Source organism: Ruegeria sp. HKCCA5929 (assembly GCF_013034525.1).
Classification (GTDB): Bacteria; Pseudomonadota; Alphaproteobacteria; order Rhodobacterales; family Rhodobacteraceae; genus Ruegeria.
In genome coordinates this window covers 807933-820270 of record NZ_WQGE01000002.1, presented here as the reverse complement: position 1 = coordinate 820270, position 12338 = coordinate 807933, and the positions used below count along the sequence as shown (strand labels likewise).

The 12338-nt window shown below is 56.7% G+C and carries 12 protein-coding genes and 1 tRNA gene; 7 read left to right on the top strand and 6 right to left on the bottom strand.

What is annotated here, in order from left to right:
- Positions 1–15: 15 nt before the first annotated feature.
- Positions 16–1449: an NAD(P)-dependent oxidoreductase gene (locus GOV90_RS08825; RefSeq protein ID WP_171092705.1), complete on the bottom strand. Its 1434-nt coding sequence runs from the start codon at positions 1447–1449 to the stop codon at positions 16–18.
- A gap of 229 nt (positions 1450–1678) precedes the next feature.
- Here GOV90_RS08825 and GOV90_RS08820 point away from each other — a divergent pair, with 229 nt between their 5' ends.
- A complete protein-coding gene (locus tag GOV90_RS08820) occupies positions 1679–2482 on the top strand; it encodes an undecaprenyl-diphosphate phosphatase (RefSeq protein ID WP_171092707.1) in 804 nt (267 codons plus the stop codon).
- Here the strand turns inward: GOV90_RS08820 and GOV90_RS08815 are convergent.
- Positions 2473–3465, bottom strand: a complete 993-nt coding sequence (locus GOV90_RS08815) for a complex I NDUFA9 subunit family protein (RefSeq protein ID WP_171092709.1) — start codon at positions 3463–3465, stop codon at positions 2473–2475. The genes GOV90_RS08820 and GOV90_RS08815 overlap by 10 nt on opposite strands.
- Positions 3466–3666: 201 nt before the next feature.
- Here GOV90_RS08815 and GOV90_RS08810 point away from each other — a divergent pair.
- Positions 3667–3753, top strand: a tRNA-Leu gene (locus GOV90_RS08810).
- Between the two features lie 296 nt (positions 3754–4049).
- On the opposite strand, the gene GOV90_RS08805 is transcribed toward GOV90_RS08810, so the two are convergent.
- From GOV90_RS08805 to GOV90_RS08795, 3 genes are read right to left on the bottom strand one after another with little or no spacing between them, the layout of a single operon-like run.
- A complete protein-coding gene (locus GOV90_RS08805) occupies positions 4050–5543 on the bottom strand; it encodes a heme biosynthesis protein HemY (RefSeq protein WP_171092711.1) in 1494 nt (497 codons plus the stop codon).
- A gap of 10 nt (positions 5544–5553) precedes the next feature.
- Entirely contained in the window at positions 5554–6768 is a 1215-nt protein-coding gene (locus GOV90_RS08800) for a hypothetical protein (RefSeq protein ID WP_171092665.1), read from the bottom strand.
- A 54-nt stretch (positions 6769–6822) separates the two neighbouring features.
- Positions 6823–7536 (bottom strand): uroporphyrinogen-III synthase, encoded by a 714-nt coding sequence (locus tag GOV90_RS08795; RefSeq protein WP_171092713.1) that lies wholly within the window; start codon positions 7534–7536, stop codon positions 6823–6825.
- A 99-nt stretch (positions 7537–7635) separates the two neighbouring features.
- Here GOV90_RS08795 and tsaD point away from each other — a divergent pair, with 99 nt between their 5' ends.
- The 5 genes from tsaD (at position 7636) to GOV90_RS08770 (ending at position 11725) form a co-directional block, all read left to right on the top strand.
- Positions 7636–8733 carry a tRNA (adenosine(37)-N6)-threonylcarbamoyltransferase complex transferase subunit TsaD gene (gene tsaD, locus GOV90_RS08790; protein WP_171092715.1) on the top strand — a complete coding sequence of 366 codons (1098 nt, stop codon included), beginning with the start codon at positions 7636–7638 and terminating at the stop codon, positions 8731–8733.
- A complete protein-coding gene (locus GOV90_RS08785; RefSeq protein ID WP_171092717.1) occupies positions 8730–9692 on the top strand; it encodes an NAD(P)H-dependent glycerol-3-phosphate dehydrogenase in 963 nt (320 codons plus the stop codon). Before tsaD ends, GOV90_RS08785 begins: the two co-directional genes overlap by 4 nt.
- Positions 9693–9962 carry a YciI family protein gene (locus GOV90_RS08780; RefSeq protein ID WP_171092719.1) on the top strand — a complete coding sequence of 90 codons (270 nt, stop codon included), beginning with the start codon at positions 9693–9695 and terminating at the stop codon, positions 9960–9962. It begins immediately after the preceding gene.
- Positions 9962–10384 carry an EVE domain-containing protein gene (locus GOV90_RS08775; RefSeq protein WP_171092721.1) on the top strand — a complete coding sequence of 141 codons (423 nt, stop codon included), beginning with the start codon at positions 9962–9964 and terminating at the stop codon, positions 10382–10384. Before GOV90_RS08780 ends, GOV90_RS08775 begins: the two co-directional genes overlap by 1 nt.
- 162 nt (positions 10385–10546) lie before the next feature.
- Positions 10547–11725, top strand: coding sequence for a hypothetical protein (locus GOV90_RS08770; protein ID WP_171172836.1), 1179 nt, complete (start codon positions 10547–10549; stop codon positions 11723–11725).
- Positions 11726–11939: 214 nt separating this feature from the next.
- Here the strand turns inward: GOV90_RS08770 and GOV90_RS08765 are convergent, their stop codons facing one another.
- The gene (locus GOV90_RS08765; RefSeq protein ID WP_171092725.1) at positions 11940–12281 is read right to left on the bottom strand and encodes a DUF2853 family protein; all 342 of its coding nucleotides are present in this window, start codon (positions 12279–12281) and stop codon (positions 11940–11942) included.
- Between the last annotated feature and the right edge of the window lie 57 nt (positions 12282–12338).

Sequence of the window (12338 nt, the reverse complement as noted above, 5' to 3'; positions counted from 1 at the left end):
TGATAATCCTTGAGCTTATTCGGCTGCGATGGCCGCTTTGGCGTTGAAACGGTCGATGATCGCGTCGGCACAGTCGCGACCGTCGCGGATCGCCCAGACGACCAGCGATGCACCGCGCACGATATCACCAATGGCATAGACGCCATCCATTTCGGTCTCACCTGTCTGGAATGCAGCCTTAACGGTGCCCCAGCGTGTCACAGGCAAATCCGGTTGGCCGAACAGAGTGGGCAGGTCCTCAGGCTCAAAACCCAGCGCCTTGATGACCAGATCGGCCTCTTCCACATAATCCGCACCTTCGATGACTTCCGGAGCCTGACGGCCCGAAGCATCGGGTTGCCCCAGACGCATCTTCTGCACCATCACGCCGGTTACTTTGTCGTCACCGGTGAACCCTTTGGGCGCGCTGAGCCATTCAAAGACAACGCCTTCTTCCTCGGCATTTTGTGTTTCACGTTGCGAGCCAGGCATATTGGCACGGTCGCGTCGGTACAGACATTTGACCGAGGTCGCGCCCTGACGGATCGAGGTACGCACACAGTCCATTGCCGTGTCGCCGCCACCGATCACAACCACTTTCTTGCCTTCAGCATTCAGTCGGCCATTGTCGAAGTCTTCTACGTCGTCGCCAAAGCTTTTGCGGTTCGAGGCAGTCAGGAAATCGATGGCTTTCTCGATTCCACCCAACCCACTTCCTGGCATGGACAAGTCACGCGATTTATAAACGCCAGTTGCAATGATAACCGCGTCATGCTTGGCATGGATTTCTGCAAATTTCTCGGCGTCGACGTCGCAGTTCAGCTCAAATGTCACGCCGCCTTCAGACAGCAGATCGTTGCGCCGTTGCACAACGTCCTTTTCAAGTTTGAAACCCGGGATACCATACATCAACAATCCACCCGCACGATCATAGCGGTCGTAGACAGTGACCTGAATTCCGGCACGGCGCAGCATGTCTGCAGCAGCCAACCCACCGGGGCCACCACCGATGATACCCACACTTTCGCTGCGCTCTGCGGTGGGCGCGACAGGCTTCACCCAGCCTTTGTCCCAAGCGGTGTCGGTGATGTATTTCTCGATCGTGCCGATGGTCACGGTACCATGACCCGATTGTTCGATCACACAATTGCCTTCGCACAAACGGTCCTGCGGACAGATACGGCCGCAGATTTCAGGGAAGGTATTGGTCGCTTGGCTGGTCTGATACGCCTCTTCCAGACGACCGGTGGCCGTAAGGTTCAGCCAGTCGGGGATGTTGTTGTGCAGCGGGCAGTGCGACTGGCAATAGGGCACGCCACATTGGCTGCACCGGCTGGCTTGTTCTTCCGCTTTGGCAGCGGCATATTCCGCATAGATCTCGTTGAAGTCTTCCTTGCGCACATCAGCGGCGCGTTTATCCGGCATGTCCCGGTCGATCTGCACAAATTTCAGCATCGGTTGCTTGGCCACGGGTCAGACTCCATGAATTGGCTTGGTCCGGTCTCTTTACGAGATAGTCTTACGGATTAAAAGTCAATTATACTGACCTAAATTGAGAAAATCGACCATCTGCAAGTCAATTTCAGAAAAAGTAACCGAATTTTAGTTCCGCTTCGGACCTATTTGTGTGCTTTCTTTTCTTGCACCACCCTTATACCCATACAAGGAAAGCAATAGTGACCGTAACTCGGCAGGGCAGATGAGTCTTTTCCACCTGATTCTCGTAGCAATTATTCAGGGAATCACTGAGTTTTTGCCCATATCTTCATCAGGTCACCTGATCCTTTTGCCAAACCTGACGGGCCTGCAGGATCAGGGGCAAACCATAGACGTTGCGGTGCATGTGGGAACCCTTGGCGCGGTCGTTCTGTATTTCTGGCCGGACGTTAAACGCGCCATTTCGGGCCTACCGCATGCCTTGATTGGCCGTACTGACACAGAACAAGCACGCTTGGCCCTGGGCCTGATCATCGCAACAATCCCGACAGTGATCGCAGGCTTCATCCTGTATATGACCGGGCTGAGTGAGGCCATGCGTTCGATCACTGTAATTGGTTGGACCATGTTGGGTTTCGGTCTGTTGCTGTATTGGATGGACCAGAAAGCCCCACAAACCAAAGAAAGCGCTGATTGGGGCGTACGCGACGCGTTCAAAATGGGGTTGTGGCAGGTTCTTGCCCTGATCCCAGGCACATCACGGTCTGGAATCACCATCACTGGCGCGCGCCAGTTAGGCTATACCCGCGAAGACGGCGCGCGGATTGCCATGTTGATGTCGATCCCGACGATCCTTGCCTCTGGCACCTTGCTTTCTTTGGATGTGATAGGAAACGCCGACGCACGGTTGGCGCGCGACGGCGCCATTGCTGCGGTGTTTGCTTTTATCTCAGCTCTTTTGGCACTCAGCCTGATGATGCGGCTACTGCGCAGCGTCAGCTTCACACCCTACGTCATCTACCGCGTCATTCTTGGCGCGATCCTGCTGTTCATGGCCTACAGCTGATCAGTCCGCAGGTTCTTCGCCGAATTCTGAATCTCGTCATACTGACCCGAGGGGCGGAACTTCCACAAGTATTCCGGCAGCACAGATTCCAACGTGGTCGGCGTGATCTCAAGATCGGCGAAAGACCTTGCTCCATCGGACACCACATTGTCGTTCCGCAGGTTCTTCAGCTGATCGCGGGTCAGAATGTTGTTCGGGAACAACTGGAAACTGACAAACTTCACGATATCCAGAACACCCGCCATGATCCGAGCGGCAAAGAACGGCATACCGATGATAACGCGACGACGATGGATCACTTCCAGCATCTGCTGCATCAAAGCGCGGAAGGTTTTGACCTCGGGACCACCCAGCTCATACACGCCAGGTTCGGCCTGTCCCAGAACACCTTTGACCGCAGCCTTGGCCACATCATCCACAAAAACCGGCTGGAATTTGGTTTCGGCCCCAACCAATGGCAGGAACGGCCCCATGCGCGTCATACCGGCGAAGCGGTTGAAGAATTGATCCTCTGTGCCAAAAATCACGGAAGGCCGCAGGATCACCGCGTTTGGCATGTGCTTCAACACGCCCTCTTCACCCTGCGCCTTGGTCTGAGAATATTCGCTGGCGGCGTTGGCATCAGCGCCAATGGCCGAGACATGAACCATTCGTTCAATCCCCTGCTCAGCCGCCAATCGCGCAATACGCTCGGCCCCTTCGGCCTGTACAGCACCAAAATCGTTTTTGCCCAGTTCGTTCAGAACACCAACGCAGTTGACCACAGCATCCGCACTGTGCATGGCTAATGCAACGGACGCGTCATCGCGGATGTTGCACAACACCGGTTCGACCTGGCCGACGACGCCATAGGGCTTCACGAACATCGCCTCGTTCGGGCGGCGCACTGCTACCCGTACACGCCACCCTTCACTTGCCATGCGCCGCGCGATGTAGCGACCGACAAATCCCGATCCGCCATAAATCGTCACCAGTTTCGACATGAGAGGGCTCCTGCTGAGAAATTGCGCCCTAGACCTAACGCCCGCAAGCCTTCCTAACAAGGCGCTAATTCGCCGCGTGAGGAGTGAAATGCGCCGAGCCAATTCAGCGGCTCAGGAGCAAATTCAAAAAACTTTCAAAAATCTCTGCGAATCTGGTTGACGCCCTCCGCCACTGGGCTTAAACGCCCCCTCACGACACCTGCCCAGGTGGCGGAATTGGTAGACGCGCTAGCTTCAGGTGCTAGTGTCCGTATGGACGTGGAGGTTCGAGTCCTCTCCTGGGCACCAAATTTTTCCTAACATGCTGAAAATAAACGCGGTTGCGGTAGAGCGTACCTGTCTACGTCAAGCTCTGTCTGCGTTGTGCGTTCCGTTCTGATCCCTGCTCCGGGTGCAAATCAAAACGTCACGGCTTGCCCTGAAGCACATCGCTAAAAGTCCGAAATTGAAGCGGATCAAGGTATTCGCAATTCGGAGGTTCAGACCACGCCATAGCTTTCGACACAGAAAAGCCTCCGATCAGCGACCGGAGGCTCAAAGGCACACTGACTCAGATGTGATGACCAAATTGGTCTGTGTCAGGCTCAGGCCTGTTTCTGAACTTCGGTCTCTTCTGCAACTTCGACGGGCTCCGCTGTCGCTTCAACCGTTTCAGTCTCGTCCAGCGGCTCTGCCTCTTCCGGATCGTCCGCCTTGTCTTCAAGTGCACCCACGATCAGTGGCAACATGTGAACACCGGTCGCGCTTGCGATCTCGGGCGTCTGGGGCGTTTGCCAGCTGAGCGTATCGAAGCTACCGCAATTCTGGCAAACCGGGACCCATTCGGGTTGGATGTCATGACAATTGTCACACACCCACTGCGGACCACGCGGTGCGTTGAGCGCCTTTGCCAGCCATCCCTGTACAACAGCGTCCGAAGCACCTTCGCCGCGCTCAATGGCGGCCATCAAGGTGAAAGCACGCGCATCTCCTTGTTTTTCCACCACATCTCCCAGCGCACGGCGGGCTTCAGGGAAATCTTCGGCTACGATGTTCAACTCGGCAAGAATCAAACGGGTTTCCAAATTCTCGGGGTGAATGCGGGTCAGCGCGGTAAAACGCTTGAGCCTTTCCGCAGGCGTTTCATCCGGCGCAATCTCGGCAAAGGCATGGGCCAAATCTGGATGAGGTTGCGCCTCCCAGGCCTTTTTCAGAATCTTGGTTGCCGGGCGGGGTTTGCCTTTGGCGATGTAAGCACGGGCGGCCATGGCTGCGGCAGGAACCAGATCAGGTGACAGTCGATTGGCCTCGATCGCGTGTTCCTGCTGTTCTAAGCTCGCATCTTCGTTCAGAATATCCTTCGCCTCGGACAAAGCCAGAACCGCGTCGCGGCGCTTGAACACGTCACGCGGCAGATAGCCCGCTTTCAATTTGGAAGACAGGGTCGAACGCGCCCCGGCCCAGTCCTGGGCCTTGGTTTGCAGGTTCAGCAAAACGTCTTGCGTTTCTGCATGGCGCGGTTTGATTGCCAAAGCCTTTTCGGCCAACTTGCGGGCCGTTTCGTCATCACCTTCAGCCAGCTTCTGCTTCATGATCCCGCGCACGCCGACAAAACGGGTCGCGTTGTTGGTGACAAGTTTCTTGTAGGTTTCAGCCGCTTTTTTGGTGTCGCCCGTCATCTCGGCCGCCTGCGCCACCAACAGATTTGTCAGTTCCGGCTTGTTCAGCAGCTTCTCGGCCTTGTTGGCTTTGGTCATTGCTGCACGCCCCTCACCCGAAGCCAGTGCCATCAGACCATCCGACAGCGCCTGATACCCGCGCTGTTCGCGGCTGCGGTCGAAATATCGCGACAGGGCCGTTTCATCGCCGTTGAGGAACTTAAGCGTGGCAACCAAAAGGCTGAGTAGTTTGAAGAACAGCCAGACGGCAAATACCAGCACGCCCAGCGCAATCACGGACTGTAATGGTCCAAGCGTGAATTCCGTGCCCGCGACGGTGATCTGCACACCACCGCTGGTTTGCATCAGGAACTGACCGCCCAACGCCAGCAGGCCAATAATCGCAACAAAAACGAGGATCTTAAACAGTGACCACAGCATGGCAGGTCCTTCAGTTCGAGTTCAGGCCAGAAGCCAAAGTATTCGCCGCATCGACGGCAGCGACCCGTGTCTGAGCCGCCTGCTCCCAATCGGCCATCGCGGTCTGCGCCGCTTCGGGAAGCGATTTCAGCTCGCTCAACGCTTTGGACAGGTCTCCGTTCGCCAGCGCAGCCTGAGCGCGCGACAGAACGGCGTCCGGCCCATCCCCTTCTTGTGGCGTGACCGAACGCGCACCCGTTTGCCGTTGCAAAAAGGCAATCAGGCCGGTGCCCTTGTCCGCATCACGCGCGTTTGCCAAAGCATTTCGGGCTGCTGGCTCAAAAGAAGCCCGAAGTGACGACAAGGTTTCCACACCTTTGTCAGCCGGCGCGCTCAATGCGTCAGGCACATCGACACCACCCGCCTTCAATTCCGCAACCAGTTCGGAATAGGGTTGGCCCGCATCCAACTGCCCATGCACACGAGACAGAACCGCAGCATTTGATGCCGTCTGAGCTTCGGCAGATGCTTTCGCCTCGAGCGCTTGCGCGTCCGACACCATCTTTTCGACCTCAGCCCGTTGCGCCGCCAGCGAATCCTGAAGCTTTTTAAGCTCAGCCTCAAATGCGGCAGTGGCCTCAGGTGATGTGTTGGCTTCGATTGGGGCTTTCTCAAGCGTTGCGATCCGTTCCGATAAAGGCGTGACCTGGCCGGACAGCGCATCAACTGATGATTTGACCGCGTTCAGGTCACCTTCGACCGGTGCCAGCTTGTCAGACAGGGCTTTGACCTGATCGGTCAGACCAGAAACGTCTGGAGTGTTTGCCAGCGTCTGAGACAGCTTCGCAATCTGATCCGACTGATCCGCCAGTTTCGATTCCAGTGCCGCCAGAGCGTCCGAGTGGTCGGTTCCACCCGGTAGCAGCCCACCACTGCCCAGCGCAAATCCGACTACAGCGGCGACAGCCCCGCCCAGCAAAGCAGGCGCAAATCCACCGCGCTTTTCCACCACACGCTCGACAGTTTTTTCTTTGACCGGGGCGGCCTCTTCCGGTTTTGCTTCGGCTTCGGCTTCGGCTTCGGCTTCGGCTTCGGCTTCGGCTTCGGCTTCGGCTTCGGAAAGGTCTTCTGCTACAGGTTCATCGGGGTCAACAGGCGTATCTTCCTGTTGCAGCTCGGATTCAACAACGTCGTCTGCCTTGGGGTCTTCCACCGGCTTTTCGTCGGATTTCTTCTTACCAGCCACCGCAATATTCCCCTTATCGAATCCAAATTCAGATGAATAACAGCCCAAGTTAAGTTAATCGGGGACCTCGCCTCCCTCAACCCGCAACACATGTTTTACAAGCTTTTTAACTGCCTTACGCATTTTCTTGGGTGTCGGCGCTTTGGCGATCTTTAGGTGCGCATAGTCCATGGAATAAAGGGGATCAGCCGTTGCCTGACTGATTGCGGCAAGCCAAAGCGGCGCTGAGCCGGACCAAATATCGGCAAAATGTCGCGCCGTACGCGGTGAAAATAATGGGGCGATGACTGGCAAATTTCGGTCTGCGGCGTCTGCCGCCTCGGGTGTTAGCGGCAACAGAAGTTGCTGATAAACCGGCTTCTCGCGCACAGTCAGACCGGATTCGGTAAGTCGAGCCGCGATGTTGCCGCGTGTGTGCTCGCCCCGTAAATGCAACAAAGGGCTGTCGGGCCGATTCTTCAGCAAATATCCCACAAGCTCTTCGGCTGTGGCCCCAACCATCTCGGCCTGCCAGCCGTAACCTTTGGCGGTCCCGGTCGTCGACGGACCGACGCAATAAGCAGGCAACGTGCGATCAACACCTTTGGAAGCCGCCGCATTCACCGCGTTGGCCGAGGTGAAAATCAGGCCCTTCACTCCCTCTGTTTCGACCGCGACGCTCAAGGGTCGGATCTCGAGAATAGGAGAATAGATAACCTGAACCCGGGATCTGACGCGGGTTGGCAGTTGCGCGACAAACCGTTTCGAGGCTGCACGCGGGCGGGTCATCAACAAATACAACGTATGGCGCCTTGGCCCTTGAGGATTGTTTGCATCCGCGCAGGGTGATACCCCGCCGTTGGTAACATGATGCAACGGATCAGGGTGATGGTGCAAACACTTACCGTGCTGGGTTTGGAAAGTAGCTGTGACGACACGGCTGCCGCCGTTGTGCGCCAAACCGACGGCGCGGATGCTGAAATTCTGTCGTCGGTGGTACATGGTCAAACCGATCTGCACAGTGCCTATGGCGGTGTTGTGCCCGAAATCGCCGCGCGAGCGCATGCGGAAAAGCTCGACATCTGCGTAAAACAAGCGCTGGAGTCCGCCGACCTTGATCTGCGCGATATGGATGCCATTGCCGTCACAGCGGGCCCGGGCCTGATCGGCGGCGTCATGTCCGGCGTCATGTGCGCCAAAGGGCTGAGTGCCGCGACCGGCCTGCCCCTGATCGGCGTCAATCACCTTGCCGGGCACGCGCTGACACCACGTCTGACGGACGGGATCAGCTTTCCCTATTTGATGCTTCTGGTCTCTGGCGGCCATTGCCAATACCTGATCGCCCACGGGCCCGAGCACTTCTCGCGCCTTGGCGGCACAATTGATGATGCGCCCGGAGAAGCCTTCGACAAAACCGCGCGCCTTCTGGGCCTGCCACAACCCGGCGGTCCGTCTGTTGAAGCTGAGGCCCGCGCAGGGGATCCCAAACGCTTTCGCTTTCCCCGGCCGCTGCTGGACCGGCCCGGTTGCGATCTGTCCTTCTCGGGGTTGAAAACGGCTTTGATGCGGATGCGCGACCAGATCGTTGCCGAAAAGGGCGGGCTGACCCGTCAGGACCGCGCGGATTTATGCGCCGGATTCCAACAAGCGATTGTGGACACCTTGGCCGAGAAAACCCGACGCGCGATGGACCAGTATCTGGTCCTCAACCCTTCCGAACCCGTCATCGCCGTTGCCGGAGGCGTCGCGGCAAATTCAGCCATTCGTGCTGCGTTAGAGACTGTTTGTGCGGAAAAAGGCACGCGATTCACGGCCCCGCCGCTGCCCTTGTGCACGGACAACGCCGCCATGATCGCCTATGCCGGGCTGGAGCGTTTTCGCACCGGCGCGCGCGACGGTCTGGACCTGACCGCACGTCCCCGTTGGCCTCTGGATCAGCGCAGCCCCGCAATGCTGGGCAGTGGCAAGAAAGGGGCCAAGGCATGAGCATTTCTGTCCTGGGCTCTGGCGCATTTGGAACCGCACTGGCGATTTCATTGGCGGGCAATGGGCAGGTTACGCTGTGGTCGCGTGACGAAAACCAAGCGCGACAAATGCAAGAGGCACGAAGAAACGAGGCCCGCCTGCCCGGTGTAACCTTGCCGCCAAACATTGCCGCTACGGCAGATATACAGGAAGCGTGCACAGCAGATACACTTCTTCTGGCTGTGCCGATGCAGAAACTGCGACAGGCTTTGACGGATCATGCACCCTTGTTGCAGGGCAAAACACTGGTTGCCTGCTGCAAAGGGATCGAATTGTCCACGGGCCTCGGGCCGATAGCCGTGATTGAAAGCGTTGTACCAACTGCCAACATCGCGCTGCTGACCGGGCCCAGCTTTGCTGACGACATCGCACGCGGCTTGCCAACTGCGCTGACACTGGCATGTGCAGATGCCCAGATCGGCAAAACGCTGCAAGCCGAACTAACAACGACAAATCTTCGTCTTTATCGCACGACCGACACGGTTGGGGCCGAGCTGGGCGGTGCGCTAAAAAACGTTATGGCCATCGCATGCGGCGCGACAATGGGGGCCGGATTGGGCGACAGCGCGCGCGCGGCATTGCTGACCCGCGGCTTTGTCGAAATGCAGCGATTCGCCACGGCCCGAGGCGCGCGTCCTGATACTCTGATGGGATTGTCGGGACTGGGTGACCTTGTTCTGACCTGTTCGTCTGACTTGTCCCGAAATTACCGTTTTGGCCTGAGTTTGGGTCTAAACCAGAGTTTTGACAGCCAGACGACAGTCGAAGGTGTCGCCACAGCGCGCGCCATGTCGGACATCGCTGAAAAAGAAGGGTTGGACATGCCTATCAGCACTACGGTGGCGGATCTGAGCCACGGTGCATACAGTGTGTCTGAGGCCATTCAAACCTTGCTCAATCGACCCCTCAAGGAGGAATAAATGCTGATCGCTCTCATCGCCAAAGACAAACCCGACGCGCTGCAAACCAGGCTGGACAACCGCGCCGCTCACCTGGCGTATATCGAAGAGACGGGCGTGGTGTCTCAGGCAGGGCCCCTGTTGAATGGTGATGCTATGATCGGGTCGTTGATCATTTTGGACGTCGCCGATACGGCCGCCGCGCAGACCTGGGCCGACAATGACCCCTACGCCAAGGCGGGGTTGTTTCAATCGGTTGAGCTGATTCCGTGGAAAAAGGTGATTGGCTGATGGCGTATTGGCTGTTCAAATCCGAACCTTCAACCTGGAGCTGGGATCAGCAATCCGCAAAAGGGGATAGCGGCGAGGAATGGGATGGCGTGCGAAACTATCAGGCGCGCAATTTCATGCGGCAGATGGCCGTTGGGGATCGCGGGTTCTTTTACCACTCGCAAAAAGACAAATCAGTGGTAGGCATCGTCGAGGTCTGCGCCGAAGCTCATCCGGATAGCACCACCGATGATGATCGATGGGAATGCGTGGACATCAAGGCAGTTCGGCCCTTTGCCAAACCGGTGACGCTGGACCAGATCAAGGGGGACGAACGTCTAGCTGAAATGGTGCTGGTCAAGAACTCGCGCTTGTCGGTGCAGCCGGTGACTGAGGACGAATGGAAGGTGATTTGCGCACTGGGCGACACGCAGCCTGATTGACGTGCAAACCTTGTGTGTGGCGTAAAACTTCTCAAGCGCTCGACAAAATGCTATGTTTCTCTGGGCTTCGCCGGGTGGGGGCTTGCCATCTGCTGTTTCTTGTAATCGCAGACGCTTGGTGGTGTTCGAATAAAATTCGGTCTTTCTTGAAAGTGTGACCCCATGTCTGACGTTGAAGGCGGCAGTGGGATTCTCGAAGACGCCGTCGCTGCGAAGAACACAAAAACCTGGGAAGCGCGCCTGAAAGAGGCGCGCGAAAAGCGTGCAAACGCGCTGGCTGATGGAAAGGTCGAAGCGCGCGAACCACCGCGCTTGAAACCAACTGAGACAGACCTTCTACCGCCAACAGATGACACTGAGATCGACGAGATCGTGTCCGAACGGGTGCGCTCACTCCATCTGGACGAACCCGTCAGCAAACCGCCTTCGAAAAGCCGAATCCCTATCATTTTGGCGGCTCTGCTTTGTGGGGCTTTGTTGCATTGGGCCGGAACAAAGTTGATTGAAACCCGACAGTCCACGCCAGAAAACTCTGTCGTGCAATCGAATGATCCTGTCGACGAACCTGCATTGGACGAAACACTTTCGCCTACAGCGGCATCAACCGAGCAAATTCCAGAGGATCCTGCTGCGCCCGCGCCTGAGGAAGAAATACAAGCTCCGATTCTTGAGAAAAAGCCAGTTCCGCCTCCCATTGAAATTGATGAAACACCACTGCAAGAAGCCGAAGCGTCACTTGCCCCGCCGATTGTGTTTCTTCCCGCCTCACTTGAACCTGTTTTGGAGGATCCGGAAACGCTTGCCAAACCGGTGTCATTTTCAGTTCCCGTTGCGCCGCCATATCCCGATTCCGGCCTGCTGAAAAAGCGTAGTTCTTTGCAGCCGACACAAGCAGTCTTCGACCCATTGCCCAAAGAGATCACGCAATCAGCGACTCCGAATTACTCTGAGGTAAAACCACTTCAACCCGCTAAACCTTCGATCGACCTTGAAGTGTCACTGTTCGTTCCGGCACGAGTCTCGCAAGACACCAGCGACCGGGCATTCGAACTATTGAACGAAAGCCGGGCGAATGTGGTTGCGACGGCGCGCGTAGGCTATCGGATCAGAGAAACTCAGGTGCGGTACTATCACCCGGCAGACGCCGAAAACGCCGATCTTGCTGCCAAGGCTTTGGGTGGTATTGCGCGGGACTTCACAGGTTCTGGCAGCAAAACACGCCCTGGACGCATTGAAGTCTATCTGGCTGGCTCGGGTGGAGGGGTAAGCCGCGATTCAGACCGGCAACCGACAAGCTTCGAGACCTTCATAGACCGCATACTCAATGAGCTAAGACAATAAATAAGGGAAGGTTCCGACGGTGCAGAACCTTCCCTACCCCCGCGTGCTCCCTACTCACCACACGCGTATGGAAATGTCTGGTTCTGACCGTCCTGGTCACAGTTTGAACTTAGCCCAACCGCTGCCAGTGGTTCAAACCTCAAATATTTAAACTACGATTCAAAAGCGAAACGCCCGCCGAAGAAGACGGGCGTTGCATGAATTTATCGACAAATCAGCCGTAAACCGCTTCTTTCCCAAAATGCTTGGTCAGCATGTAATAGACCACGGCGCGGTATTTGTTGCGCTCGGACGTGCCATAGGTTTCCATGGCTTTATTGATCCCTTCCATCAGTTCCGGCCCGTCGGCCAAACCCAGCTTTTTGATCAGGAAGTTGTTCTTGACTGTTTCCAGTTCGGAGTCTTGGCTGGCTGCAACTGTTGCCGCATCTGCGTCGTAAATCGCCGGACCGCAACCGATGGTGACCTTGGTCAACAGGTCCATATCGGGGTCCATCCCACATTTGCTTTTCAAATCTTCTGCGTATTTAGCGATCAACTCGTCGCGCTTGCCCATATCCCAGTCTCCTTAATCCATAAATCCGGCAATCCTCACCGATGGCCGGAAGAGTAG

Coding starts and splice junctions, on each gene's coding strand:
- GOV90_RS08765 (WP_171092725.1), bottom strand. CDS start 12,281: ATGGGCAAGCGCGACGAGTTGATCGCTAAATACGCAGAAGATTTGAAA.
- GOV90_RS08795 (WP_171092713.1), bottom strand. CDS start 7,536: ATGACCCGCCCGCGTGCAGCCTCGAAACGGTTTGTCGCGCAACTGCCA.
- GOV90_RS08805 (WP_171092711.1), bottom strand. CDS start 5,543: ATGCTGTGGTCACTGTTTAAGATCCTCGTTTTTGTTGCGATTATTGGC.
- tsaD (WP_171092715.1), top strand. CDS start 7,636: ATGGTGCAAACACTTACCGTGCTGGGTTTGGAAAGTAGCTGTGACGAC.
- GOV90_RS08775 (WP_171092721.1), top strand. CDS start 9,962: ATGGCGTATTGGCTGTTCAAATCCGAACCTTCAACCTGGAGCTGGGAT.
- GOV90_RS08820 (WP_171092707.1), top strand. CDS start 1,679: ATGAGTCTTTTCCACCTGATTCTCGTAGCAATTATTCAGGGAATCACT.
- GOV90_RS08780 (WP_171092719.1), top strand. CDS start 9,693: ATGCTGATCGCTCTCATCGCCAAAGACAAACCCGACGCGCTGCAAACC.
- GOV90_RS08815 (WP_171092709.1), bottom strand. CDS start 3,465: ATGTCGAAACTGGTGACGATTTATGGCGGATCGGGATTTGTCGGTCGC.
- GOV90_RS08770 (WP_171172836.1), top strand. CDS start 10,547: ATGTCTGACGTTGAAGGCGGCAGTGGGATTCTCGAAGACGCCGTCGCT.
- GOV90_RS08785 (WP_171092717.1), top strand. CDS start 8,730: ATGAGCATTTCTGTCCTGGGCTCTGGCGCATTTGGAACCGCACTGGCG.